We start from the raw sequence: 24,838 nt of genomic DNA, 5'->3' as shown, positions 1-24,838 counted from the left end.
GTGGTCAGCGCCGGGGCGCTGGAAACGACGGCGGGCGGTGCTCGGGCCGGGTCGCCCACTCGGACGGCTCCGCGCCGAGGTGGACCGTCAGCTCGCCGCCACGATGCAGGACGGAGAGATCGAGGGAACTCGAGAGAAGCGGGACACCATCGAGCTCGGCCGCCTGCACGTACTGCACAGGGCCGCCGGGGACGGGCTCCACGAAGCCGGTCGTGCGGATCTCGAAGTCGGCCGTGCCCACGGCGACCGAAGCGCGCGCGAAGGCGGGAGCGTTGACGAGCACCACGCCCTGTCCCGCGACCGGGAACAGGCCCAGGCTCGCCCAGACGAACCATGAGCTGAGGCCTCCGGAGTCGTCGTTGCCCGGCAGACCGCCGCGACCCGTGCCGAAGCGCTGGTGCAGGACTCCGTGCACGATCTCCGCCGTGCGATCAGGGCGACCGGCGTAGTGGTACGCCCACGGCGCCTCCATGTCCGGCTCGTTGTTCAGCCCCTCGAAGCGCCCGAGCTCGGCGCCCGCGAGCATCTCGGCACGGTCGGGGCGCAGGCCCGGCTGAGTGACCGCCTCCGCCTCGTAGCCGAAGAAGGTGTCGAGTTGAGCGACGAACCCCTCCTCACCACCGCTCAGAGCGATACGCCCCGCCATGTCGTGCAGCAGGCGGAAGGAGTAGTTGTGTCGGGTGCCCTCGTAGTACGTGGAGTCCTTGAGCAGGCCCGAGCGCAGATCGAAGGCGTTGACCCACTGGGCCGCGCGCTGCTCCAGCTGCTCGGCGAGCTCTCGGTCGCCGACATGGCGGGCGACGACGGCGGTGCACCAGTAGCCGTGCGCCAGGTCGAGGGTATGGCTGATCGGATGCGCCTCGCCTGCCGCAAGGAACTCCTCGCCGTACATCCGCTTGAGATCCTCGGCCATGTGCACGAGCGCCGCGTCCCAGTCGATGCCGGGCAGACCGAGGCGGCAGAGATCGGCGAGGAAGGTGTGCGCGAGGGCGCTCCCCTGACGAGAGAACCGATCGCTTCCCTTCGCCATTCGATAGCCGATCGGGAAGTTGCCCTCCTCCTCGCAGATGGTGAGGAGGGCCGCGGCGATCTCGACGGCGCGCTCCGGTACGAGGGTGCTCAGGAGGGGCAGCTGCGTCCGGTAGATGTCCCACATCGTGCTGATATCGAAGACGAACGGGCCGTCGGAGGGCCAGAAAGGGCTCTCGGAGGGAGCCAGGCACGGCTTGATGAGCGAGTGGTAGAGAGCGGTGGAGAACACGGTCTCGCGCTCAGCGGAGGGGGTATCGACGGCGATCGTGCGCAGGCGTTTGCGCCAGGTCTTGCGGGTGCGGTCGCGTCTCTGGTCGAAGCCGCCCCCGGTCGGCGGGACGTCGCGGTGCAGGTTCTCGCGGGCACGCTCGGGTCCCCTCAGCGAGAAGCCCATTCGCAGCTCGACGGTCTGGCCCGCCACGCTCGGCCCGGCCCACATCAACCCGAACGGGCGGAGGGTCGTCGGACGGATGTGGTCGAAGTCGAGCCGGGTGCCGCCCGGCATCAGCCGGCGGTCGTACCAGAGCATCTGCCGCCACTGCAGCGCGTCGCACTCGAGATGCACCGCGAGCGGCGCACCCTCCATGACGACCTCTCCTGCGGCCACTCCGGGAGAGACCGAGTGCAGCTGCGCGCGGAGCGGGACGGTGGCACCGGATGCGATTGCGAGGCCGCCCATCGACAGATCGACGACGACGCGCGCGCTGCGATGCTCCGGGAACGTATAGCGGTGCACGGCCGAGGCCGGGCCCACCGTCAGCTCGGCACGCACCCCCGAGGAGAGGGTGGCTGCGTAGTAGCCGGGTTCGGCCACCTCGTCCTCAAGCGCCCACGACCGGCCCAGCTCGTCGAGCGGCTCCACCATCGGCGTGACTCGGAGATAGTTGTAGTACTTGCGGATCGCACCGGTGCCGGACTGCTGGAAATGGGTGAACCCGGAGGCGACCAGCCCGTCGTGCAGCGTCGGCGGCACGCCCTCGAGCGCGAGATCGTAGCGGCCGTAGCCCGTGGGGTAGGCGCCAGAGTAGGAACACGCAGAGACCATGCCCAGCGGGTACGTCGCTCCCGGATGCGTGTTGCCGATCTGGGGCTTGGGCGACCACCACGTCGCGGCGAGCCCGGTGGGCTCGGGGAGCGCGGTCGCCTCCGTGCCGAGGAACGGATCGACGTGCTCGATCATCCGCTCACCGCCGCCGCCATGCCGTGACGCTAGGCAGCGTGGGAAGACGCCGGGTGTCGCCCCGATGTCCGGCGGGCGACGGGCGGGCAAAGAGACGAGGAAGCCGGGAGTGCGGAGTAACGCGAGGTCATCGAGACGAGCGGCCTCGGGCAGGCGGGCTAGCGTCGGGGCGATGAGTGCAACGAGCGTCGACTATGAGGAACTGGCAGGGCGGTTCAGGCCGCTGTTCGCCGAGATCGCCGCGGGAGCCGCGGCCCGCGAGAGCGCGCGGGAGCTGCCCGCGGAACAGATCCGAGCGCTGGCCGACGCCGGGTTCGGCGCGGTGCGAGTGCCGGTCGAGGCGGGCGGCGCGGGGGCGAGCCTCCCGCAGCTGTTTCGGCTGCTGACCGAGTTGGCCGCGGCCGACTCGAACATCCCGCAGGCGTTGCGGGGGCACTTCGCGCTCGTCGAGGACCGCCTCCTCGCCACCGACGGCACGCGTGAGCGCTGGCTCCAGCGTTTCACCGCCGGCCAGCTCGGCGGCAACGCCTGGACCGAGGTCGGCGCCGTCGCAATCGGCGACGTGTTGACGAAGGTGACCCCCATCGAAGGCGATCCCTCGCGCTTCCACGTGAACGGCACCAAGTACTACTCGACCGGCAGTATCTTCGCCGACTGGATCGACGCCTTCGCCCAGCGCAGCGACACGGGGCAGAAGGTCATCGCGATCGTCGATGCCCGGCAGAGCGGAGTCGAGCACTCGGACGACTGGGACGGCTTCGGTCAGCGCGGGACCGGCTCGGGCACGAGCACCTTCAGGGACGCGGTGGTCGCCGCGGAGGACGTCATCGACTTCGAGACGCGCTTCCGCTACCAGACCGCGTTCTACCAGGCGGTGCTGCTCGCCGTGCTCGCCGGGTCGATCGCTGCGGGCGAGCGCGAGATCGCGGCCGAGGTGCGCGCTCGCACGCGCATCTTCTCGCACGGCAACGCCGACTCCTTCGCCGCCGACCCGCAGATCCTGCAGATCGTCGGCCAGGTCTCCGCCGCCGCCTACGCGGGCGCCGCGATCGTCGAGCGGGCGGCCCACTCCCTCCAGCGCGCCTACGACGCTGCGCTCGCCGACGATCTCGAGGAGGAGGAGCACCTCAACGATCTCGCGGAGCTCGAGACCGCGCAGGCGCAAATCATCCTGACGCAGCTCGCCACCCGCGCGACCTCCGATCTCTTCGACGCGCTCGGCGCCTCCGGGGTCAGCACGCGCAAGAACCTGGACCGGCACTGGCGTAACGCGCGCACGGCGGCAAGCCACAACCCGTGGGTGTTCAAGGCGCGGATCGTGGGAGATCACGCGGTGTCCGGGGCGCTGCCCCCGCGGGTCTGGGCGATCGGTGCGGGCCCGGCGAAACGGTAGCCACCGGGTCTGAAACGGCGAGAGGTCAACCCCCTCTTCCTGCCCGAATGGCGAGGAGTACGGTCGGCACACTGCACCGGAGACGAGTCGCTACGGGGGAATCGCGAACGTCTCTCTCCGTCTGCGCTCCCCTCGCGACGGAAGGCCGTTCAGTATGTCCCGACACCTCAGCCTTCACTACGGGGCCTCCTCTGGAGAGAAGAGGAGCGAGCCGACCCGACGGCCCCGCGGAGGTGTCGGGACTCGTTCTCGGCGCGTGGGCGTCGCGACGCTGCTGGGGTTCGCCGTCGTCTCCTCCACCCTGTCGGCGGCGCCGGCATCGGCTGCCGTCGACCGGACTGCCCCGAGCGTCACGATCACGGCGCCGGCGTCGGGGAGCCTCCTGTCGGGATCGACGACCCTCGTCGCCAGGGCGACGGACGATGTCGCGGTGACCCAGGTCGACTTCTGGTCGGGCTCGGTCGCGATCGGGACCGCGTCGCATCGAGCCGACGGCAGCTGGGGCCTTGCGGCCGACACCAGGGCATGGCGGGATGCGAGCTACTCGGTCTCGGCACGGGCACGGGACGCGGCGGGCAACATCGGCGCGAGCGCGTCCGTCCGGCTGACGGTGCGCAACGCGGGAGGGACTCCGACGGCAACACCGACACCGACACCGACACCGACACCGACACCGACCGTCACCCCCACCGCGCCGCCCGCGGTACCCGCGCCCCTCGCCGAGTGGGACTTCACCGAGAGCGCAGCCCCCTTCCGCAGCACCGCGGGAGATCTGCCCCTCGCGCAGGCCGGGCGCACCGCCGCGACGCGCACCGCGACCCCCTGGGGAACCGGGCTCGCGCTGACCGGGTCGAGCTACCTCCGCCTCCCCGCGGCCGAGACGGGCCGCCTCGCCATCGGCACCTCGGCGAACACCGTGACGGTGGCCGCATGGGTCTTCGCGACCGACCTCGACACCGGCTTCGTCGCCGGAGCCTGGCGGGAGGACGCCGGCGACCCCCAGCGCTCGTACGGCCTCTTCTACGACCTCGGCACCTACGGCGGCAAGGAGCGCACGAACTTCCACGTCTCGCACACCGGCGGGACGACGCCCGGATACCCCTACTCGCGCGACTACTCCGCCTCGGGCGACACCATCACGCGCGGCGCATGGCAGTTGCAGATCGGCACCTACGACGGAGCGCAGGCGATCTCGTACCTCGACGGCACCGCCACCGCCTACCCGCGGTACACCGACAAGCTCGGCAACAGCTACGCTAAGAACCCCTATCTGTTCTCGGCCGGCCTCAACCCCCGTCCCGGCGACTTCACCGTCGGAGGCGTCCAGCTCACCGACCGCGCCGGCAACTTCGCACGAGGCACTCTCGCGAAAGTGCGCGTGTGGGACCGCGCCCTCACCGTCTCCGAGGTGAAAGCCCTCTACGACTCCGAGAGCGTCATGCTGCACTAGCGTCACGACACCGTCCGGGCTGGGCGGGAGGCGCACGAGCGGGTAGCGTCGTCGGGTGCGATTCCCGAGGCGAGCCGGAACGCGAGGTGAGCGCCTCCCTCGCGATGTCGTGGTGCTGGGGGTCGTCGCCTTCTTCGTGATGCTCGGCTTCGGAGTGGTCGTCCCGGTCCTGCCGACCTACGTCCGCAGCTTCGGCGTCGACTTCACGGCCGTCGGCGCGGTCGTGGCGGCGTTCGCGCTCATGCGGCTGGTCACGAACCCGTTCGTCGGCCCCCTGGTCGACCGTCTCGGCGAGCGCGTCGTGCTCGCGACCGGCATCGGCATCGTCGCCGTCTCGAGCGCACTCGTCGGTGTCGCCAGCGACTACGGGCAGCTCTTGCTGCTGCGCGGGACCGGAGGCATCGGCTCAGCGATGTTCACCGTCTCGGCGATGACGCTCCTCCTGCGCACTGCCCCGGCCGAGCGACGAGGACGCTCGCTCGGCTTCTACCAGGGCGGCTTCCTGCTCGGCGGAATGGCCGGCCCTGCGGTCGGCGGAGTGTTGACCGCGATCTCGCTGACCGCACCGTTCTTCTTCTACGCGGGCACCCTCGCGATCGCCGGCCTCGTCGGGCTCATGCTCCTCGCGAAGCCCGAGCGCGGAGGCACGGCGAGCGCCGCGGCGAACGCGCGCACCCTCCGCGAGGTGGTGCGCGACCGCCGCTACCAGAGCGCGGTGCTCGCCAACTTCGCGCTCGGCTGGTCGGCGATGGGCGTACGTGCGACGCTCGTCCCCGTGCTGGTCGTCGAGGGACTCGGCGGGCAACCGGCGTGGACGGGAGTGGCCTTCGCCATCGCCGCCGTCGTCCAGACGATGGCGCTCGCGCCCGCCGGACGCTTCGTCGACACCGTCGGGCGGCGTCCGGCGCTGATCGGAGGCTTCGCGACCGCCGCGCTCGCGATGCTGGCGATGCCGTTCGTCTCGGAACTCTGGCTGCTCGTGGTGCTGCTGTGCGTGTACGGTGCGGCCGCCGCCTTCATGGGGACGGCCCCGGGCGCGCTCGTGGGCGATGCCTCCGGCGGGCGCGGGGGCACCCCGGTCGCGGTGTTCCAGGCGGCCTCCGACCTGGGCGGCGTCCTCGGGCCGCTGCTCGCGGGCGCTCTCGCCGACGCCGCCTCGCCCTCTGCCGCGTTCGCCTCCGCCTTCGCTCTGCTCGCCCTGACGGCACTCGCCGGTGTACGGCTGCCCCGACGCTGAACCCGGCCGCCGCGGCGTTCCCCTGCGGGGGTACGCCGATTAGGGTGGGTCGACATCCGAGCCCAACGGAAGGCTGCCCGCGTGGATCACGCCGATCGCCCCGCACCATCCCCCCTCGACGACGCAGCGAACGTCTCCGACCGCCGCATCGTCGTCACCCAGAGCGGAGGCGTCGCCGCCGTCGGAGTCGTCGGCGCCGTCATGCGTACCGAGGGCACGATCTACGGCACGGTGCTCGCGCTCACGCTGATCGCGGTCGGCTTCGACAAAGACACCGACCTCGACGTGCTGCTGTTCCTTCTGGGGTCGGTGAGTGTGTTCTGGGTCGCGCACCTGTACGCGGGCACACTCTCGCGCCTCCCCGAGGTCCAGCCCGACGGGAAGACGTTCCTCGCGGCACTGCGCGACACGGCCCGTCACTCGATCGGGATGCTCGCCGCCATGGTCGTGCCAGCGGCGTTCCTCGCCCTCGGGCCCCTCAACGTGCTCGACGAGTGGACGGCCTACTACCTCGCTCTCGCGTCGGGAGTCGTCATCCTCGCGGTGCTCGGCTACCTGATGTCGGCGCGGCGCGGGAGCCCGATCGGGCGACGCCTCCTGGGCACTCTGACGACGACGCTGCTCGGTTTCGTCGTGGTCTGGCTGAGCACGCTCGTGCACTGACTCCACGCGACCCTCCTGCGCGGCGTGGACGGCTCCTGCCAGGGTGGGACCATGACCTCCCAGACCTCCGCGCTCCGACCCTTCGGCCCGTCGGGCGCCGCCGTCACCCGGCTGACCCTCGGCACCTCCTGGCGGCCAGAACGCGTGGGCGGCCTGGACCGGGTGCCCGCCCTCGAGCGGGTGCTCGACTCCACGACCGGCGACCGCCCCGTGTCGGTCATCGACACGTCGAACGAGTACGCCGGGGGAACCAGCGAGCGCCTCATCGGCGATGCGCTGCGGGCACGAGGAGGGGTCCCGGAGGGGATCACGGTGGTCACCAAGCTCGACCGAGACCCGACGACGGGCAGCTACTCGGCCGAGCGGATGCGGCGCAGCCTCGACGAGAGCCGCGAGCGCCTCGGGATGGACGTGCTTCCGCTCCTGTACCTGCACGACCCTGAACGCATCTCGTACGACGAAGCGTTCGAGGAGGACGGCCCCGTCCGCGCGCTCGTGGCGATGAAGGAAGCGGGCGTCGCGCTCTCGATCGGCATCTCCGGCGGCCCCGCGCCGATGCTGCGGCACTACGTCAACACCGGGCTCTTCGATGCGGTGATCACCCACAATCGATTCACCCTGGTCGACCGCTCCTCCGAGGAGCTGATCGATGCGTCCGTCGCGCGCGGCATGGTCGTGGTGAACGCCGCCGTCTATGGCGGCGGCGCCCTCGCGCGCTGGCCGGAGCCGGTGACCTCCTACGCCTACGCGCCGGCAGCGGCAGCGATCGTCGACGCCGTGGCCGCGATGGGAGCGGCGTGCCAGCGCGCCGGAGTGCCGTTGGCCGCCGCGGCGCTGCAGTTCTCGACGCGCGATCCGCGCGTGACGACCACGGTGGTCGGCGCCACCTCGGCCGAGCACTACGACGCCTTCGTCGCCGACGACGCCCTCGAGCTCCCCGACGCGCTCGTCGAGGAGCTCGAGTCGCTCGTGCCGCCGAGCAGCGTCTGGCAGGACGCGCCCGGGACAGGCTGGCCGCGCTGACCCGGGCATAGTCGGGCGCCGCCTCCGGTTGACCTCTGCTGACCGCCCCTCGGCGGGCGACCCCCGCGCGCACCGACGTGTCGTGCGGGCGTGGCGGCCCGCTGAGGCGAACGACAGGAGTGACATGACCACGTCCGCCCTCTTCCAGCCGCTGACCCTCCGCTCGCGCACCGCGCGCAATCGGCTCTGGGCCGCGCCGATGTGCCAGTACTCCGTCGAGCAGCAGGACGGCGTGCCGGCGACGTGGCACCTCGTGCACCTCGGCTCGCTCGCTCGCGGAGGCGTGGGGGTCGTCATCGCGGAGGCGACGGCAGTCGTCCCCGAGGGACGCATCAGCCCGTGGGACACCGGACTGTGGACGGACGAGCAACGCGACGCCTGGGTGCCCATCGTCGACTTCGTGCACGCCCAGGGCGCGTTGGCGGGGGTGCAGCTCGCTCATGCGGGGCGCAAGGCGTCGACGTACCGAGAGTGGAGCGGCCGGGGTTCGGTGCCGCCGAGCGCGGGCGGCTGGGAGGCTGTCGCGCCCTCCGCTGTCGCCTTCGACGGCTATGCGACCCCGCGCGCGCTGGGCGCAGAGGAGCTGCCGAGCGTCGTGGAAGCGTTCCGCGCCTCCGCCCGCCGCGCCGTCGAGGCCGGCTTCGACGTGATCGAGATCCACGCCGCCCACGGCTACCTGCTGCACCAGTTCCTCTCGCCACTCTCGAACCACCGCGACGACGACTTCGGCGGGTCGCTCGAGAACCGCGCCCGCCTGCTCCTCGACGTCGTCCGGGCCGTCCGCGCCGAGATCGCCGATCTCCCCCTCCTCGTGCGCTTCTCGGCGACCGATTGGGCCAAGGGCGGCTGGACGCTCGAGGAGACGATCCAGGTGTCGGAGTGGGCGCGCGCGGAGGGAGTGGACCTCTTCGACGTCTCGACCGGCGGTCTCGTGGGAGGCACGAGCATCCCGGTCGCGCCGCTCTACCAGGTGCCGTTCGCCCGCGACCTCAAGCGCGCAACAGGGGCCCTCGTCGGCGCCGTCGGGCTGATCACCACGGCCGAGCAGGCCGAGGGTGTCGTCTCTGCGGGCGACGCCGACGTGGTGCTGCTCGCCCGCGAGCTGCTGCGCGACCCGAACGCGACAGTGAGGATGGCGCACGAACTCGGCGCTCCTGCCCACCTCGTTCCCCCGCAGTACGCGCGCGCCTGGCACTGACGGGGTAGGTGCCCCGTGAGGAGGCGGGCGGGCGCCCGCTCACGGGGAGCCTCTGCTCACGGGGCGTCCGTCCCCGAAGGATCAGGCCTCGACGTCTCCGCGCCAGGCTCCGTCGGGCGAACCCTGCTTCTCGATGTACTCCTTGAAGTTCTGGAGGTCCTTCTTCACGGCGTGGCTGCCGGCTCCGACTAGCGAGCCGACGGTCTCGAAGAAGCCTTTCGGCTCCCAGTCGAGCTGGACCGTGACGCGGGTCTCGCTGTCCGAGAGCTTGTGGAAGGTGACGACGCCGGCGTGGTCGGTCTCGCCTCCCGTGCTGGTCCAGGCGACGCGCTCGTCGGGGTGCTGCTCGGTGATGTTCGCTTCGAACTCACGCTCGACGGGGCCGACCTTCACCTTCCACACGGTGAGGGTGTCGGTGACCTGCTGGATCGACTCGACCTCGTCCAGGAAGCGCGGGAACTCCTCGAACTGGGTCCACTGGTTGTAGGCGACGGACACGGGGACGGTGACGTCGACGGTCTCGATGATCTGCGGCACGGTGGTGCTCCTTGCTGTCTCGCTCGGTGTGCGGCGGTCCGCTTCTGCGGTCGTCACGCTCGACGCTAGGCGTGCGTCACCGGGGAGCACAGCGGGTTGCGGCCTCCCCTGGACGTGGTACACGCGCGGAGGTGGAGACGTGGCCGCACCGCCGGGACGCTGCCCTCTCGGCCGAGACACCGCCGAGGGGCGGCGTCTCGGCCAGGACTCGCGTCAGCGGTCCTGAGGATCACCGCCGAGCTGGCCGATCGCGGGAAGGGGACCCCCGTCGTCGGCGCCCGTGCGTCGCCAGCGGGCGACCGCGTTGCCGAGGTGGTAGATGAGGAGGGCCGCGCCGGCGCCGAGGACGATGCCGCCGAGCTGGAAGCCTCCCGACACGAAGGAGAAGTTCGCGACGGCGATGACGAGGGCCACCGCGGCCGTGTACTGGTTGACCGGGCGCGAGAAGTCGACGCGGTTGTCGACCCAGATCTTGATGCCGATCACTCCGATGAGGCCGTAGAGCGCCGTCGTCGCGCCTCCGAGGACCCCGGCCGGGATCGAGTTGAACACCGCCCCGACCTTCGGCGAGAGGCTGAGCAGCACCGCGGTGATGCCGGCGACCCAGTAGGCGGCGGTGGAGTAGACGCGCGTCGCGGCCATGACCCCGATGTTCTCGCCATAGGTCGTGGTGCCCGAGCCGCCGAACGCGCCCGAGAGTGTCGTCGCCACGCCGTCGGCAATGAGGGCGCGACCGGTGTGGGCGTTCGCGGAGGCGTCGGTCATCGTCGCGACGCCGCGCACGTGTCCGACGTTCTCGGCCACGAGCACGAGCACGACGGGCAGGAACATCGCGATCCCGGACCACGTCGATCCGGTCGCGAAGTCGGGGAACGTGAACGGCGGCAGCCCCACCCAGGCCGCCTGGGTGACGGCGGTGTAGTCGATCTCGCCGCGCAGCAGCGCCACGACGTAGCCGATGAGGACGCCGAGGACGATCGAGACCCGTCCGAGGAAGCCCCGCAGGAACACGCTCGCGAGGATGACGGCGGCGAGCGTGATCGTCGCCGTGATCGGCGCCTTCTGGAAGCTCAAGTAGGCGGTGGGAGCCAGGTTGAAGCCGATCAGCGCCACGATGGCGCCGGCGACCACGGGAGGCATCAGCCGGTCGATCCACCCCAGACCCACGAGCTGCACCACGAAGCCGACCGCGGCGAGCAGCACGCCGACGGCGACGACTCCGGCGAGCGCCGAGCCCATGCCCCCTACCGCGGTCGCCGCGGTGACCGGTGCGATGAAGGCGAAGCTCGACCCGAGATAGCTGGGCAGCCTGTTGCGGGTGATCAGAAGGAACAGCAGCGTGCCGACACCCGAGAACAGAAGGGTCGTCGCGACCGGGAAACCGGTGAGCACCGGCACCAGGAACGTCGCGCCGAACATCGCGACGACGTGCTGGATGCCGATGGCCACGGTCGCGGGCCAGCTCAGCCGCTCGGAGGGGGCGACGACGACGCCGGGCTCGACGGTCCGGCCGTCGCCGTGCAGGGTCCAGATGGGCATGAGGCTCCTCGGCGGGAAAGGGAGGCTGTGGTCGAGGTTCACAGTAGCGAGCCGAGAGGCCCGCGAGCGCGCGGATCCCGGGCGGCGCATCGAGAGGACGTCCGGCACAGTCCCAGCTCGCCGCGCCGGGTCACGGCGTGCACGGGGGACGCGGAGGGGGGACCATGAGGGTCATGCCTGCACCTCTTGCCGACCCCGATCGGTTCGCCGCGCTCGCGTCCGCCGTCTCCGACCCGATCCGCCGCTACCTGTGGCGGCGCACGGACCCCGTGATCGCCGACGACGTGCTCGCGGCGACCCTCGACGTGCTGCGTCGTCAGGGAGCCCCCGGCCCTGAACCGATCACCGCTTCGCTCGCCGCCGCGCGCGGGCAGTTGCAGGAGGCGCGGAGGATGCAGCGCCGCCAGGTCATGCTCGCCCAGCCGGTCGCGGTCGTCGACCCACCTCGGCTGCCGCTCGCCGAGGACGCGGCGCGCGGGCTCGAGCGGGTGCGTCTGGCGCTCTCGCGCACGCCCGAGCCGGTGGCCGAGCCGCTGCGGCTCTGGGCGTGGGAGGGCTTGGCGCCGGACGGAATCGCCGCCGTGCTCGGGATCAGCGAGGAGGCGGCGGCGACTCGGCTCGAGCGCGGCCAGCGCAGCCTCGCCGAGGAGGCGGGGGCCGGGCTCGGCGGCTCGGGAGCGGACGAGGGTCTCCTGGCCGAGCTGCGCGACCTTCTCCGTGCGATCGATCCGGTCGCGGCGCTGCCCCCGCTCACCGCCGACGAGCTCGCCGCCCTGATCGCGGGCGAGCACGAGCGCGCGACGCTCCCTCGTCGGCGCTCGCCCTGGCTGATCGCGGGTGTCGGCGCGCTGAGCGCCGGCGCCGCCGCCTCCCTCTTGCTGCCCTTCGCCCTGGGAGTGGGGGTGGGCTCGTCGTCGGCGCTGCAACTGCCGGCCGTCGCGGGCGCCGCGTGCTCGCCCGTGTCCGCGTCCGTGCTCGCGCCGGCGCAGCTCGCCTTCCGCGCCGAGGTCCGCTCCATCGATGCCGGCACGGTGACCCTCCAGGTGCTCGACCGTTTCGTGGGCGACGTGGAGGACAGCGTCACGGTGCGGCAGACGCAGCAGCCGGCCGTGGACGGCGCTCCGATCGTGTTCGAGTCGGGCGTCGATTACCTCATTGCGGCGAATGACGACGTGATCGTGACCTGCGGGCTGAGCGGGCAGAGCTCGCCCGAGCTCATGCAGCTGTACCGCGAGGCGTTCGGGCCGCGCTGAGGCTCCGTCTCGCGGAGCGGCGGCCGCTCACTACCTCCGTCGTGCACGCGACCGAGCGGTTGCTCGGCGCGCAGGGCGGGCCACGGGCTGGGGTCTTCGTGGCCACGGTTTTCAGCGGGCGGAGGCGATCCTCGCCCGCGACGGGATGCTCACGATTCCCGCTCCGAGCACCAGCATCGCGATGGTCACCGCGGTGAGCGCCGGCCAGCCGCCTCCTTCGACGACGAGCCCGAGCAGCCAGCCGCCCACGCCCGAACCCGCGTAGAACGCGATCGTGTAGACGGCGCCCGCGTGGCCACGAAGCGCCGGAGCGGCTCGTGCCCCGGTCCAGGCCGCTCCCGTGGCATGCACCGCGAAGAAGCCCCCGGAGAAGACCACCAGCCCGCCGACGACCACGACGACCGAGGCAGCCAGCATGACGAGGAGGCCGACGATCATCGCCGCGACCCCGATGCGCATCACCAGACGCGGGCCGATCACGGGGCCCCACCGTCCGGCGAGCCGCGACGACACCGTGCCGGCGAGGTAGGTGGCGAAGAGGAGGGAGACGAGGGCCGGTGGAAGCGAGAACGGCGCGGCCTCGAGCCGGAACGCCAGGTAGTTGTACACGGCCACGAATCCGCCGACCGCGAGGAAGGTCTGCGCGGCCACCGCTACCAGTACCGGGTCGCGGAGGACGCCGGCGATTTTGACGCGCCATCCTCCCGCCTCCGCCTCGCCCCGTGCGCCGCCCCGTGGGGCGAGGAGCGCGAAGGCCAGGGCCGCGAGAGCGCACACGATCGTGACGACGAGCAGGGCGCCGCGCCAGCCCACGACGGAGGCGAGGGGTCCGGCGAGCAAGCGACCCGCGGCTCCGCCGAGCGTGGTCCCCGAGACGTACGCTGCGGCGGCGGCGGTCGCGGCGGCCCCGCTGACGCGGTCGTGGATGGCGGCGACCGCGAGCGCCGGCACCGCTCCGAGGGCCGCTCCGCTGAGGAACCGCAAGACGAGGAGCACCTCGAACGTGGGGGCCACGCAGGCGAGCAGCGCGAGCACGACGGAGGAGAGCACGGCGATCCGCATCGACTCGAGTCGGCCGATACGCTCGGCGATCGACGCCCAGGGGAGCACCATCAGTGCCAGGCCCAGGGTTGCCGCCGAGACGGTGAGCGCGGTGTCGGAGGGCGCGAGATGCCATTCGCGGGCGAGCTGCGGCAGCACGCTCTGGACGGCGTATAGCTCTGCGAAGGTCGCTAGCCCCGCGGCCAGCAGGGCGATCGTGAGTCGCTGCTGGCTGGGAGCACCCGTGTGCGGTCGGGTACTCATGGTCATGATGTCGACGGTAGGCCTGTCGAGATCGCATGACTAATGTCGAATCTGTGTGGTGATATACATTTTTTGCATGAATGACTTGTCCGCGCTGTTGAAACTGCTGCCCGTCCTCGCGGCGGTCGCCCAGACCGGAGGCGTGACGGCGGCGGCGGCAGAGCTCGGCATTCCGCAGCCGACCGCGAGCCGTTCGCTCGCCAGGCTGTCCGAGCTCGCGGGTGCTCCACTGGTGCGGCGGGAGGGGCGCGGTGTGGTGCTGACGGAGGCCGGTCTCCGCCTGGCCGAGTCTGCGCAGGAGGGTTTGGCCGTCATCACCGCGGGACTCGCGGAGGTGCGCCGAGCAGGCGCGATCGAAGACGGCCGGATCTCGATCGCCTTCCAAACGTTGCTTGGCGAGAGCTTCGTGCCCGACGTGATCCGACGCTTTCGGCAGCGCTGGCCGCGCGTCGGCTTCGGGCTGCGGCATGGTTCGCGTGCGCTCTGCTTGCAGGCGGTGGCCGACGGGGAGGCGGAGCTCGCGATCGTCGCAGATCCGCCGGGACTCACGGGCACCACGACGACTGCCCTCTACACGGAGCCGCTGCTGGCCGTTGTCCATTCCCGTCATCCGCTGGCGGCCCGTCGCTCGGTGAGCCTCGACGAACTGCGCGGCCTCGATCTGATCATGCTCTCGCCCGGCTATGGTCTGCACGAGTCGGCCCGTCGCCTGCTCAGCGTCGACGGGCATGATCCCGTCCCCGCCTTCGAGGTGGGCGACTACAGGGCCGCTCGCGGTCTTGCGGCGGCCGGGCTCGGCGTCACGATCCTCCCGCCGAGCCCGTCGTCGATCGACGACGGGGTGCGCGAGATTCCGATCGATGATCCGAGGGCGACCCGCGAGATCGGTGTGCTTGTCCGACCGACGGGCAACCCTGTGGTGCCGGAGTTCGTGCGCGCGCTGGGCGCCGCAGCCCGCGCACGTCCGGGTCGGTGACGGCGAACGGGTCGCGGGATGTGCTCGGAGCGGCACCAGGCCGTCCCCGCGCTTCGTGACGCGTCCGTCGGGCACACTTCTGTCGGGCACGGGACGTGGGGGCTCTTTGTGCGAGACGCTCGGGAAGGATCCACGAACCGCCGGTGCCACCCGCTCCCCGCCCCTGTCACCGAGGACGGACCCGGTCATGATCCTCCTCCGCGTCCCTTCCCCTCGCTGCTCAGCGAGAGGCGCAGTGGTGCTGGCTTCACCGTTCACGACCGCCCCGGACCGGACTCGACCCAGCGCTCGACGGCCGCCGGCGGAGGGGTGGTCGACAGTTCGCGAGGCCCGACGAGGAGACGAAGCCAACTGGGGCGCCGCGAACGCGCGAGCGCCCGTCGCCACCGCGGGTCCGTTCGGGAGCGCGTCACAGGATCGACCTCACGCAGCTCACCTCCGCAGCTCTCCTCGATGCGCAGGAGTGGGGGGCCCGTGCGATGCAGCCGACGCGCGGGCTCCCGCTCGGGGTGCCCGTGGCCGCGCCGTGTGCGGAGCTGTTGCTCGAACTGCTCGGGGTCGGCTGCCGACCAGGCGCTGACGCCGACCCGGCCGTCGGGCAGAAGGAACCGCTCGGTGATTCGAAGCAGGCGCTCATCGGGTGTGCTCATTGGTGGTGCCTTTCTGGGGAGGGAGGACCCCGGACCGTGGCGGCATGGTCCGGGGTCCGGGGGATCAGTCGGCCGAGGCCGGCGAACGCAGGCGCCTGCGGGCGAGGAAACCGCCGCCCGCGAGCAGCAGGAGTCCGGCTCCGAGCGCGAGGGGACCGACGACCGCTCCGGTCGAAGCGAGCACGGTCGCGACGACTCCGACCGGCGGGACCTCGACAACGGCACAGCTGGCCGTCGCATCATCGGCGCAAGCGTGGGCCACTACGGGCGGCGAGAAGCCGTCGGGCTGGTGATCGAGGCGCGCGCGGTTCGGGATCGCCCAGGCGTCCACTCCGTCCGCGACCTTGCCGGTGACGGTGAACGTCGTCGACTCACCAGGCTCGAGCGCGAGTGCCTCCACCGAGAGATCGCCCGATGCTGGACCGCCGTCGCGCGAGATCGTCACTCCCGACAGGTGCTCGAGCGCGGGCAGATCGGTGAGAGTGACGCCCTCGGCGGGGCGCTCGCCGATGTTCGCGACCACGATCGAGAAGCCGGCGGTGCCTCCGTGCGCGATCGATGCCGAGAGCGCCGTCTTTTCGATGGACAGGCGTCCCTCGATCGGTGGAACGGGGATCTCGGCACACGAGGAGGAGGCATCGTCGACGCACGCGTTCTCGATCGTCGGCGGATCGAAGCCGTCGGGCTGATCGGAGATCAGCGCACGGTTGGGGATCGTGAGCGCGTCATAACCCTCGGCGACCCGACCGCTCACATGGAGAGCCAGCTGCTCCCCCGCCGCGATGCGCAGCCTGGTGACGGGCTTGTCCGCTGGCTGGACGCCCCCTGCACCGTCATCGATCACGGCGTCGCTGAGGTGCTCGAGGCTCGGGATGTCCGTGACCACCACGTCCTCGGCGTCGACCGTCCCGGAATTGCCGACGACGATGTCGAAGCCGGCGGTGCCTCCGTGGACTGCGCTGGACTGCGACGCGGTCTTCTTCAACCAGAGCCGCCCCTCGCCGATGGTGTGGGGAACGGTGGCGCACGGGTTCGAGTCGGTCCCTGCCGTCGAGGCCGCGGGGACGAAGGGCGCCTCGGCGAGGCAGGCGGTGTTGACCAGGGCGCGGTCGCCCTTGCCGTGTACGAGCACGTCGAAGGTCAGTGCAGCTACCGTGCCGACGGGCAGGGTTCCTGCCTGCCAGCGCACGCGCCCCGTTGACGGCTCGACGGACGCGGACCCGTGGGTCGTTCGGATCGACTCGGCGTCGAGGTCGGCGTCGTCGAGCACGCCCTCGTCGAGGTAGTCGACCACCGACACGTCAGTGTCGTCTCCGGAGCCGTCTGAGGTGAGGGTGATGCGATACGGCACTCGCGTACCGGGCAGGAGTGGCGTGTCGGAGTCGACGCTCGACGTCTTCGCGAGGGTCACGTGCGGCGTCAGCGCATCGAGGCGGGCGAAGGCGACAGCCTCGTCCGAACCGAAGATCCAGTCGTCGATCGCCCGCAGATCCCCGTAGGAGCCGTGGACCGAGTCGTTCGTGTTCGGGCTCCTCCCCTGCCCGGAATCGTCGCCCTCCCAGCCGTGGACACCCGCCGCGGAGTCGGCACCGTCCGCTCCCGAGGCCGCCTCCGGGGTGCCGGAGTAACGCTCGGCACTCGAATCGGCGAAGAGGGAGTCGTCCCAGTGGATCGCGGTCGCCGTGCCGCCTGCCAGAGCATCCGTGAGGGCGATGCCACCCGCTGAGACCTCGGCGTCGACGCGCGTCACATGGAACTCGTTGGTCCGACCCAGCGTGGCGCGGAACGCCACGGACCCTTCGGCGATGTCGACTGCTTGGCCGCTCGCGTCACGCCCGTCCCAGTCGACCGAGAAGGGCCCCGCCTCGGCAACGATCGTCGAGAGATGCACGTCGCGAGCCCCGTCGTAGGAGCCGTCTCCCTCGACGTCGACATCGACCAAGACTGTCCCCGGTTGGGTGCCGAGGGTCCCCGTGAGCGTCCCCGCGTCGGAGCCGGTGGCGGCACGCCGGTAGGCCACTCCCTCGATCGTCGGCGCGCGGTACTCGGGCGCAATCGTCGGGGGGAGGTCTGCGGCGGGCGGATCGAGGAAGAGCTTGTAGGTCTGCAGCCCCTCGATATCCGAGCGCCCCGACGGCTGCAGGAACGTTGCGCCCACGCCGCCGCTCTCGCTCGAGGAAGGCATCGGCGCCGAAAGATAGGAGGGGTCCGACGACCCCACTCTCACGTTGCCCTTGTTCGTCGCCTGCAGAGTCGACGCGACACCGTCGTAGTCACGAAGCGCGAGGTCATAGCGGGCGCCTGTCTCGGTGATCGCGTGCAGAGTGAAGGAGGACTGGCGCTCCTCCGACGAGGCATACGACTCCCGGGCACCCGACTGGATGCCATAGGACGTCGACCACACCCTTCCGGAGAGCGCCGCACCCCGCGCATCGGCCACTCCGACGTCCCAGACCAGATTGACGGGTGCCATCACGTCGTCGTCGGTCACCGTGATCCGATGGACGCCCGTCTCACGCGCGATGAATGCGCCTCCCGCCGTGACGCTCGGCGGAGCTCCTCGCGGGAACACCTGGCTATCGAGGACGGCGCCGTCGGGACCGGTGATCGCGGCGGTCCCGCCTCCGCTCTCGCCCTCGCCGAGACCCGTGCCCGCTCGGAGCGGGTGGAGGTCGACGTTCAGCGTCTCTCCCGCACGGACATACGCCGAGATCGTCGTCACTCCCCCGTTGGTCGTCCCGCCGTGGAGCAGCGTGTTCTCGATGGTCGTGTGCACGGGTTCCTGCGCCGCCGCGACGGGCACGGCCGCCATGCCGCCTGCCAGCACCCCGCCCACCAGGCCACAGCCCAGCAGTGCGTGCGCTCGACGCCTCGCCCCCGACCGTTGCGTTCCACTCATCCGATGTCCTCTCGTCAGCCGCTCGGGCTCTCTGCGCCGGCGACGGTTCTCATCAGCCCCCACAGGACGAGAGTATTGCTCACCTCCTTCTGAGGGTGCGCGAGGCGCCGCTCCGGTGGAGAACGCGACGAATCGACGGCTGTGGAGGGAGCTCTACGGGACGATCCCGACGTTCCGTAGGCTCGATCCGTGACGACGCAGCAGATCAACGTACTCGTCGTCGGGGCGGGGCCCGTCGGCACGTTTCTCGGCGCCGTACTCGCGGCTCAGAGCCTCGCCGTCCAGGTCTGGGAGCGACGCACAGACAGCCCCGCCGGCTCCCGTGCCATCGGAATCCACCCGCCGTCCCTCGACGCCCTCGCCATCATCGGAGCGGCGGAGCCGGTCCTCGCCCAGGCCGCCCTCGTGCGCGAGGGAGTAGCACTCAGCCGTGGCCGCAGGCTCGGATCGCTCTCGTTCGCCGCCGCCTCCGCCACCCATCCCTATGTGGCGACCCTCGACCAGCACCGCACCGAGGCGATCCTCCGTGAGCGCCTGGCCGCCGCAGACCCCTGCGCCCTGCACTCGGGGACCTCGCTGATAGGGCTGCAGCCGCGCGATGACGTCGTCGAGGTGACGGGTACGCGACCCGGAGGCGCGCCGACGCAGCTCCGCGCCTCCTTCGTCATCGGAGCGGACGGCCCCCACAGCACCGTGCGCTCCCTCCTGGGCATCGCCAGCACCGGCCGCGACTACCCCGACCGCTACGCGATGGGCGACTTCGCCGATCCCGAGCACTCCAGCCTCCGCGCGAGTGCCCTCGTCGACGTGGGACCGGCCGGCGTCGTCGAAGCGTTCCCCCTTCCCGGTGGCCGTCGGCGCTACGTCGCCATCAGCGGTCGCGAGGGAGCGCTCAGGGCGCCGGGATGGCGGCCGGACGCCGCGATCGACCGCGACGCCGCCTCCGCGCTCGCCGCCGTCATCCGCGAGCGCACGGGCGCCCGCGTCGATCCCGCGAGCTGCACCATGCTGAGCGGTTTCGGCGCCCGACGTCGCGTGGCAGCCCGTAGCGGAGTCGGCCGCGTGGCGCTCATCGGCGACGCCGCACACGAGGTCAGCCCGATCGGCGGCCAGGGGATGAACCTCGGCTGGCTCGATGCCGCCGAACTCGCACCACTGCTCGTGGATGCCGTGCGGACAGGCGCCTCCGTCCCCTGGCGCACCTTCGCCCGTCGGCGCGTTCTCGTCGCCCGACGGGCCGCGCTCCAGGCGGAGGCGAACATGGCACTCGGCCGTCCCCTCGGTAGTCTCGGCCAGCGCGCTCGGGAGGCAGCGCTGTGCACGGCGCTCGCACTCCCCACCTCCGGCCTTCTCGCGCGCGCCTATTCGATGCGCTGGTCCTGACCGATCCTCGTGACGTGCTCGGCTTACGCGATCAGTCGAGCGCCAGCCAGCCCCAGCTCGACCACCAGCACGAGCGACGAGACGATGACGAGCCGGAACAACATCCGCGTCGGAGGTGCGGTCAGCACGAGACCGCCCCCCACCGCCGCGAGCAGCACGACGATCGCCGTGCCCGCGACCGCGAGGACCACCCCGGCACCCCGCACGGGATCGTCGCCGCTCACCTGCCCGAACAGCACGAGCGCCGCCGCGGCGACCAGAAAGCCGAAGGCCACGACTCCCGACACCCTCGGCCCGAGCCGATGGGGCAGCCCTCGTACGCCCGTGGCCGCGTCGTCGACGAGGTCGGGGAGGACATTGCTGAAGTGGATGGCGACGCCGAACACCGCACCGGTCGCGATCGCCCAGGATGCGGGAGTCGCGCCTCCGCCCGCCGAGACAGCGACGACGGGAAGGAGACCGAACGCGACGACGAACGGTGCCACCGACCATGCGGTGCGCTTGAGCCCCGCGTCATAGGCCCAGCCGGCCGCCACGAGGACGAGGTGAGCCACGGCCGACACCGGCCCGAGCAGGAGAGAGAGGACGACGGCGAGGGCAGCCGTGGCGACCGCTGCGTTGCGCACCTCACGCGCACCGATCAGCCCGAGCGCCACCGGTTTGTCGGAGCGGCCCACGGCACGATCGCGGTCCGCGTCGATCCAATCGTTCGCGAGCCCGATGGACAGCTGCCCCGCCAGGACCGCGAGCGCGACCAGGACGATCGCCCAGAGCGGCTTGCTCGCAGCGGTGGCCATGACCGTCGCCAGCACAGTCACCGTCGCCGTCGGGCCAGGGTGCGAGGAGGCGAGCAGGAGGCGCACCCGTGACGTCATCGGGCAAGCCTACGGTCCGAGGAATGGGCGTCCGTGCTGCATGGTTGCAGGGTGTGGCGTCGCGAGGGCGCTGTCGGAGGAGGATCGCGTGGACATCGTGCGCTGGCTGTTCGACGCGCAGATCGTCATCGGCAATCAGACGGTGCTCTGGCGCGAGGTCATCGGCAACGCGTTCGGGCTCGCGAGCGCCCTGGGTGGGATGCGGCGCAAAGTCTGGGCCTGGCCCGTCGGCCTCGTCGGCAATGTGCTGCTCTTCACCGTGTTCATGGGCGCCCTCTTCGACACCCCGAATCCGGTGAACCTCCTCGGTCAAGCGGGGCGGCAGGTGATGTTCATCGTCGTCAGCGTCTACGGCTGGTATCGCTGGACGCACCGCCCCGACGAGGCGACCACCATGATCGAGCCGCGGTGGGCCTCCTGGCGTACGCGTGGCCTGTTGGCGCTCGGCATGGTCGGCGGGACGGCGATCCTCACGCCGGTGTTCCGGGCGCTCGGCTCATACGAGCCGGTCTGGAGCGATGCCTGGATCTTCGTCGGCTCGGTGCTCGCGACGTATGGCATGGCGAAGGGCTGGGTCGAGTTCTGGCTGATCTGGGTCGCTGTCGACCTGGTCGGCGTGCCGCTGTTGTTCTCGGCCGGCTACTACGCCTCCGGTCTGATGTATGTGTTCTACGGAGCCTTCACCCTCGCCGGCTTCTTCGTCTGGCGGCGGGAGGGGCGCCGCCCGTCGAGCGCGGCGGTGACGGTCGGCTGAGCACGGCTGTCCTGGGTGTGCCTCACGGTCCTGGAGTGACGGTCTGCCGTGGACGGGGTCGGCAGCTCGTCAGGCAAGGCCGTGTTGATGGGCGAAGGCGACGAGTTGGAGGCGGGAAGCGAGGCCGAGCTTGCTGAGGATGCTCGAGATGTGGCTCTTGATGGTGGATTCACTGAGGTGGGCCTGCGCGGCGAGCTCCGCGATGCTTCTGCCTTGTGCGGCTGCGGCGAAGATCTCCCGTTCCTTCGCCGAAAGCACCGCGAGCACTTCAGGTGTGGACGTAGCGCTGGTGGAGATGTAGTCGCGCACGGGGGAGCGGTTGCCTGCGCCCGCGATGATGGTGCGGCCGGCGGCGACGGCCCGGATCGTTCCCAGGAGCAGTTCGGTGGAGGCGTCTTTCATCAGGAAGCCGGCGGCTCCGGCGGCGAGTGCTTCGGCGACTGCACTGTCGTGCTGGTGGGTGGTGAGGATGACGACGCGGGTGGTGTTGGTCGGGTTCTGGGTGAGGTGTCGTGTGGCGGATATCCCGTCGAGGACAGGCATCCGCACGTCGAGGAGGAGCACGTCCGGCCGCTCGCGGAGCGCGAGCGCAACCGCCGCCGACCCTTGGTAGGCAGCGCCGGCGAAGTCGAGGTCGGGCTCCGCGTCGATGAGCATCTGCAGGCCGGAGCAGAACAGGAGATGGTCGTCCGCGACTGCCACGCGGATCATGCGGTGACCTCGGTGACCTGCGCAGGCACAGAGGCGGTGACGACGAAGGCCGTGCCGTCCTGGGATTCCTCGGCGGTGAGCCACCCACCGGCGAGCTCCGCGCGTTCCTTCATTCCCGAGATGCCCATGCCCGATCCGATGGACAGGTCGCTGCCGGGGTGGCCCCGGGAGGCGATCTCGAGCAAGAGCGCCTTCGTGTCCCAGAGCAGGCGGACGAAGGCATTGGGCCGGTCACCACTGTGTCTGAGTGCGTTCGTGAGCGCTTCCTGCGTGATGCGGTAGACCGCGAGCTGCTGGCCGGCGGTGAGCGCGAGCCGTTCGCCCTCTTCGACGAAACCGACGGTGAGGCCGGCGGTACCGAAACGCTCGAGAAGCTGAGGAAGATTCTCCATCGTCGGTTGGTCGAGGCGGACGGCACTGGGGCCGATGGACTCGATGAGCATCCGTACCTCCACAAGAGACGAGCGGGCGACATCGGAAATCACTCCGAGCGAGATCTCCGCGCGACCGGGATCCACCTGAACGAGCTTGGCCGCGCCGTCGGCTTGAGCGAGGACGATCGAGAGAGATTGCGCCATGATGTCGTGCACGTCGCGGGCGATGCGGCTGCGTTCGGAGATGAGCGACAGCTCGCGTCCGGCCTCATCGAGGTTCCGCTCAAGAGCACGACGTTCGCGAAGCAGCTGCGTTCTTCCTCTCTTCAAGCGGTAGAGGTGGCCGACGGCCAGCCCAAGGACGACGACACCGCCAAGCGATCCGGCCACGATGGGACCTTCTGCCATCGAGAGGGCAATCGCACTGCTGGTGAGCAGCACAGACAGCACGGCACCGACGAGCGCTGGAGGACGCGTTCCGACGCGGAGGGCGGCATAGACGAGCCCGCTGACGAGAGGCCACGAGCCAGTGGGGTCGGCGTCGGCCAGGAGCAATGCCACCGTGGTCAGAGCGGCGGTGGCTCCGACGGCAATCCACGGCGTCTGAGCACTGGTGGCTATGACGAGGACGACCACGAGGATGACGGCACCTCTGAGCAGGCCCCCGTCACCGCCGATCCGACCGGCCTCGGCTGAGAACCAGAACCCGCCGAATGCCGCTGCGACGAGGACGTCGACCAGCGACAGTCCGGAGCGACGGGGAAACGTGGGCATGCCCTGACGCTAACCGGAACGAGCCCGGATCGACGGCCGACGGAGCGGCTTTCGTCCAAACGGACGAGAGAGCGTGGCTGTTCGGATGAAGCGTCCAAGCGATGACGCGCCTTGACTGATGACGGATCGCAACAAAAAGACATTCATGACCACTTCCCCTCTTCTCCCCGAACTAGGAAAGGTGACCACTATGAGGCACACGTGCTCCTCTGACTCGTCGGCGACCGCCACACACAGAGAGGAAGAGAAATGTTGTGGCGGTTCGGCGACGAGTTCCACTACGATGACCCATGCGAGCGGTCGCGAGATTCTGGGGAGAAGCCTGGACCGCCTCGTCAGCTTGGGGGGCTCCTTCCACGCTGCATTCCTGGGGAAAGCAGAACATCATGAAGAAGATCTTTATCAACGTCACCGCGGGGGCCGCTGCGATCGGACTGGCACTCGTCGGAGCGCAGGCAGCGAATGCCGCGACTCTCTACGACAACCAGAACTACGCGGGGAGCGCGTTCAGCGCGACCACCGCGGCGAACGTCGGCTCGCTGAACGACAAGGCGTCATCGCTGCAGAACGCCGGAACGCGCACCTATTTCGAGGACTCGGGCTACCTCGGGCGCAAGGTGGTGCTGAGCGGCAACTACAACTCGCTGCAGTCGATCTCCTCCAATTTGCACTTCGGGGAGACCTGGAACGACCGCATCAGCAGCTTCAACTAGCAGCCGCACGGGGACCCGGCCGCCCACGGCGCCGGGTCCTCGTCGCGTTGCTCGCGGTCGTTCCGCTGGCGCTGGCGGGGTGCTCTCAGAGTGCCGGCAGTGCACCCCTCACTCGCGATCCTTCCGCACACGCTCTGCTGGATCGGAGCTCAGGAGAGATCGTTCTTCCGCTGAGTGAGTACAGCTTCTTCGATTCCTCTTCGGCTATCGGCTTGGCGAACCATGCCGCTGATATCTCTGTGGCGCAGTGCATGAAAAAAGCGGGATTCGTCTATTCCGCGGCATCTGTCGAGGACACCAGCGTCTCGAAGGTCGGAGATCGCACCTACGGGATCTGGGATGAAGATCAGGCACGCCTCTACGGATACGGAGCAGCGCCTTCCGCGATCGATGCGGCCATCGACGCCGATAAAAAGGCAGGCGGCGCCCCGTGGGACGCCGCCTCTCTCACCTGCACGTCGCAATCAGATCCGGAAGTCGAGTCGCTGACACCTGGTAACGACGAGCTCACCGACTCTCTCGTGCCCCGCCTCCAGACGGAGGCATACAACGCGGCCTCCGCCGATCCCGCCTGGCAGGACGCTCGTGAGTCGTGGTGGCAGTGCCTGCGCGATGCCGGTCTTGAACCACGCACAGGGGCGAACGAATGGAGCTCGCGTCAGGGCAACGACCTCGCTGCCGCGACGGACAGTGCGTCCACGAATAAGGAGGAGGAGATCCGCGTCGCCTACACCGAGGCTCGCTGCAACAACGAGACCGGTCTGACTCAGACGCTGGGAGATCTCGAGGCCTCGTATCAGGCGCCGCTCGTCGCCGCCAACCAGGCAGCGCTGAACGACCTGAAGACGAAGAACCAGGAGCGCCTCGCCGCGCTGCGCGACTACATCGCGTCTCATGGTTGAGGGGAATCTGCGCAGAC

General features: G+C 70.5%; 21 protein-coding genes. 12 read left to right on the top strand and 9 right to left on the bottom strand.

From position 1 onward, the window contains the following. Positions 1-4 precede the first annotated feature (4 nt). Complete coding sequence (locus ITJ45_RS11890; RefSeq protein ID WP_194610084.1) at positions 5-2,212, bottom strand: glycoside hydrolase domain-containing protein; 2,208 nt, start codon at positions 2,210-2,212, stop codon at positions 5-7. Between the two features lie 172 nt (positions 2,213-2,384). Between ITJ45_RS11890 and ITJ45_RS11885 the strand changes: the two genes are divergently transcribed. The 6 genes from ITJ45_RS11885 (at position 2,385) to ITJ45_RS11860 (ending at position 9,176) form a co-directional block, all read left to right on the top strand. Continuing rightward, positions 2,385-3,605 (top strand): acyl-CoA dehydrogenase family protein, encoded by a 1,221-nt coding sequence (locus tag ITJ45_RS11885; protein ID WP_194610085.1) that lies wholly within the window; start codon positions 2,385-2,387, stop codon positions 3,603-3,605. 256 nt (positions 3,606-3,861) lie between these two features. Beyond that, a complete protein-coding gene (locus ITJ45_RS11880; RefSeq protein WP_194610087.1) occupies positions 3,862-5,055 on the top strand; it encodes an Ig-like domain-containing protein in 1,194 nt (397 codons plus the stop codon). A gap of 55 nt (positions 5,056-5,110) precedes the next feature. Further along, positions 5,111-6,292 carry an MFS transporter gene (locus ITJ45_RS11875; protein ID WP_323743003.1) on the top strand — a complete coding sequence of 394 codons (1,182 nt, stop codon included), beginning with the start codon at positions 5,111-5,113 and terminating at the stop codon, positions 6,290-6,292. 81 nt (positions 6,293-6,373) lie between these two features. Further along, a complete protein-coding gene (locus ITJ45_RS11870) occupies positions 6,374-6,955 on the top strand; it encodes a hypothetical protein (RefSeq protein WP_194610089.1) in 582 nt (193 codons plus the stop codon). A 51-nt stretch (positions 6,956-7,006) separates the two neighbouring features. Then, a complete protein-coding gene (locus ITJ45_RS11865; RefSeq protein WP_194610091.1) occupies positions 7,007-7,978 on the top strand; it encodes an aldo/keto reductase in 972 nt (323 codons plus the stop codon). A 124-nt stretch (positions 7,979-8,102) separates the two neighbouring features. Next, positions 8,103-9,176 carry an NADH:flavin oxidoreductase/NADH oxidase gene (locus tag ITJ45_RS11860; protein WP_194610093.1) on the top strand — a complete coding sequence of 358 codons (1,074 nt, stop codon included), beginning with the start codon at positions 8,103-8,105 and terminating at the stop codon, positions 9,174-9,176. Positions 9,177-9,257: 81 nt separating this feature from the next. On the opposite strand, the gene ITJ45_RS11855 is transcribed toward ITJ45_RS11860, so the two are convergent. Both ITJ45_RS11855 and ITJ45_RS11850 read right to left on the bottom strand, forming a co-directional pair. After that, positions 9,258-9,713, bottom strand: coding sequence for an SRPBCC family protein (locus ITJ45_RS11855; protein WP_194610095.1), 456 nt, complete (start codon positions 9,711-9,713; stop codon positions 9,258-9,260). A gap of 213 nt (positions 9,714-9,926) precedes the next feature. Then, on the bottom strand, positions 9,927-11,252 hold the full coding sequence (locus ITJ45_RS11850) for a uracil-xanthine permease family protein (protein ID WP_194610097.1): 1,326 nt from the start codon (positions 11,250-11,252) through the stop codon (positions 9,927-9,929). A gap of 173 nt (positions 11,253-11,425) precedes the next feature. On the opposite strand from ITJ45_RS11850, the gene ITJ45_RS11845 reads away from it, so the two are divergent. After that, positions 11,426-12,505, top strand: a complete 1,080-nt coding sequence (locus ITJ45_RS11845) for a sigma-70 family RNA polymerase sigma factor (protein WP_194610099.1) — start codon at positions 11,426-11,428, stop codon at positions 12,503-12,505. A gap of 111 nt (positions 12,506-12,616) precedes the next feature. Here the strand turns inward: ITJ45_RS11845 and ITJ45_RS11840 are convergent, their stop codons facing one another. Beyond that, a complete protein-coding gene (locus ITJ45_RS11840) occupies positions 12,617-13,816 on the bottom strand; it encodes an MFS transporter (RefSeq protein ID WP_194610101.1) in 1,200 nt (399 codons plus the stop codon). A 70-nt stretch (positions 13,817-13,886) separates the two neighbouring features. Here ITJ45_RS11840 and ITJ45_RS11835 point away from each other — a divergent pair, with 70 nt between their 5' ends. After that, complete coding sequence (locus tag ITJ45_RS11835) at positions 13,887-14,786, top strand: LysR family transcriptional regulator (protein ID WP_194610103.1); 900 nt, start codon at positions 13,887-13,889, stop codon at positions 14,784-14,786. Positions 14,787-15,040: 254 nt separating this feature from the next. Here the strand turns inward: ITJ45_RS11835 and ITJ45_RS11830 are convergent, their stop codons facing one another. Both ITJ45_RS11830 and ITJ45_RS11825 read right to left on the bottom strand, forming a co-directional pair. Continuing rightward, entirely contained in the window at positions 15,041-15,436 is a 396-nt protein-coding gene (locus ITJ45_RS11830) for a hypothetical protein (RefSeq protein ID WP_194610104.1), read from the bottom strand. Between the two features lie 64 nt (positions 15,437-15,500). Next, positions 15,501-18,335, bottom strand: a complete 2,835-nt coding sequence (locus ITJ45_RS11825; protein ID WP_194610106.1) for a DUF11 domain-containing protein — start codon at positions 18,333-18,335, stop codon at positions 15,501-15,503. Positions 18,336-18,524: 189 nt separating this feature from the next. On the opposite strand from ITJ45_RS11825, the gene ITJ45_RS11820 reads away from it, so the two are divergent. Further along, on the top strand, positions 18,525-19,718 hold the full coding sequence (locus ITJ45_RS11820; RefSeq protein ID WP_194610109.1) for an FAD-dependent oxidoreductase: 1,194 nt from the start codon (positions 18,525-18,527) through the stop codon (positions 19,716-19,718). A gap of 23 nt (positions 19,719-19,741) precedes the next feature. Here the strand turns inward: ITJ45_RS11820 and ITJ45_RS11815 are convergent, their stop codons facing one another. Further along, positions 19,742-20,593: a UbiA family prenyltransferase gene (locus ITJ45_RS11815; protein WP_194610111.1), complete on the bottom strand. Its 852-nt coding sequence runs from the start codon at positions 20,591-20,593 to the stop codon at positions 19,742-19,744. A gap of 88 nt (positions 20,594-20,681) precedes the next feature. Here ITJ45_RS11815 and pnuC point away from each other — a divergent pair, with 88 nt between their 5' ends. Further along, complete coding sequence (gene pnuC / locus ITJ45_RS11810; protein ID WP_194610113.1) at positions 20,682-21,347, top strand: nicotinamide riboside transporter PnuC; 666 nt, start codon at positions 20,682-20,684, stop codon at positions 21,345-21,347. Between the two features lie 69 nt (positions 21,348-21,416). Here the strand turns inward: pnuC and ITJ45_RS11805 are convergent, their stop codons facing one another. Together ITJ45_RS11805 and ITJ45_RS11800 are read right to left on the bottom strand one after the other, a co-directional pair. Continuing rightward, positions 21,417-22,058, bottom strand: a complete 642-nt coding sequence (locus ITJ45_RS11805) for a response regulator transcription factor (protein ID WP_194610115.1) — start codon at positions 22,056-22,058, stop codon at positions 21,417-21,419. After that, positions 22,055-23,206 (bottom strand): sensor histidine kinase, encoded by a 1,152-nt coding sequence (locus ITJ45_RS11800; RefSeq protein WP_194610117.1) that lies wholly within the window; start codon positions 23,204-23,206, stop codon positions 22,055-22,057. The genes ITJ45_RS11805 and ITJ45_RS11800 overlap by 4 nt, the downstream gene beginning before the upstream one ends. Positions 23,207-23,592: 386 nt before the next feature. Between ITJ45_RS11800 and ITJ45_RS11795 the strand changes: the two genes are divergently transcribed. Together ITJ45_RS11795 and ITJ45_RS11790 are read left to right on the top strand one after the other, a co-directional pair. Then, the gene (locus ITJ45_RS11795; protein ID WP_194610119.1) at positions 23,593-23,919 is read left to right on the top strand and encodes a peptidase inhibitor family I36 protein; all 327 of its coding nucleotides are present in this window, start codon (positions 23,593-23,595) and stop codon (positions 23,917-23,919) included. A 47-nt stretch (positions 23,920-23,966) separates the two neighbouring features. Beyond that, complete coding sequence (locus ITJ45_RS11790; protein ID WP_194610121.1) at positions 23,967-24,821, top strand: hypothetical protein; 855 nt, start codon at positions 23,967-23,969, stop codon at positions 24,819-24,821. Positions 24,822-24,838: the final 17 nt, after the last annotated feature.

Source organism: Rathayibacter sp. VKM Ac-2879 (assembly GCF_015351245.1).
Lineage (GTDB): Bacteria > Actinomycetota > Actinomycetes > Actinomycetales > Microbacteriaceae > Rathayibacter.
Note: the sequence above shows the minus strand (reverse complement) of the source record. Positions and strands in the feature narration are given on the sequence as shown.

Excerpts from the sequence above, each read along its gene's own strand:
- ITJ45_RS11805 (WP_194610115.1), bottom strand. The coding sequence starts at position 22,058 with ATGATCCGCGTGGCAGTCGCGGACGACCATCTCCTGTTCTGCTCCGGC.
- ITJ45_RS11795 (WP_194610119.1), top strand. The coding sequence starts at position 23,593 with ATGAAGAAGATCTTTATCAACGTCACCGCGGGGGCCGCTGCGATCGGA.
- ITJ45_RS11885 (WP_194610085.1), top strand. The coding sequence starts at position 2,385 with ATGAGTGCAACGAGCGTCGACTATGAGGAACTGGCAGGGCGGTTCAGG.
- ITJ45_RS11860 (WP_194610093.1), top strand. The coding sequence starts at position 8,103 with ATGACCACGTCCGCCCTCTTCCAGCCGCTGACCCTCCGCTCGCGCACC.
- ITJ45_RS11840 (WP_194610101.1), bottom strand. The coding sequence starts at position 13,816 with ATGACCATGAGTACCCGACCGCACACGGGTGCTCCCAGCCAGCAGCGA.
- ITJ45_RS11865 (WP_194610091.1), top strand. The coding sequence starts at position 7,007 with ATGACCTCCCAGACCTCCGCGCTCCGACCCTTCGGCCCGTCGGGCGCC.
- ITJ45_RS11890 (WP_194610084.1), bottom strand. The coding sequence starts at position 2,212 with ATGATCGAGCACGTCGATCCGTTCCTCGGCACGGAGGCGACCGCGCTC.
- ITJ45_RS11830 (WP_194610104.1), bottom strand. The coding sequence starts at position 15,436 with ATGAGCACACCCGATGAGCGCCTGCTTCGAATCACCGAGCGGTTCCTT.
- ITJ45_RS11800 (WP_194610117.1), bottom strand. The coding sequence starts at position 23,206 with ATGCCCACGTTTCCCCGTCGCTCCGGACTGTCGCTGGTCGACGTCCTC.
- ITJ45_RS11845 (WP_194610099.1), top strand. The coding sequence starts at position 11,426 with ATGCCTGCACCTCTTGCCGACCCCGATCGGTTCGCCGCGCTCGCGTCC.
- ITJ45_RS11835 (WP_194610103.1), top strand. The coding sequence starts at position 13,887 with ATGAATGACTTGTCCGCGCTGTTGAAACTGCTGCCCGTCCTCGCGGCG.
- ITJ45_RS11815 (WP_194610111.1), bottom strand. The coding sequence starts at position 20,593 with ATGACGTCACGGGTGCGCCTCCTGCTCGCCTCCTCGCACCCTGGCCCG.
- ITJ45_RS11825 (WP_194610106.1), bottom strand. The coding sequence starts at position 18,335 with ATGAGTGGAACGCAACGGTCGGGGGCGAGGCGTCGAGCGCACGCACTG.
- ITJ45_RS11850 (WP_194610097.1), bottom strand. The coding sequence starts at position 11,252 with ATGCCCATCTGGACCCTGCACGGCGACGGCCGGACCGTCGAGCCCGGC.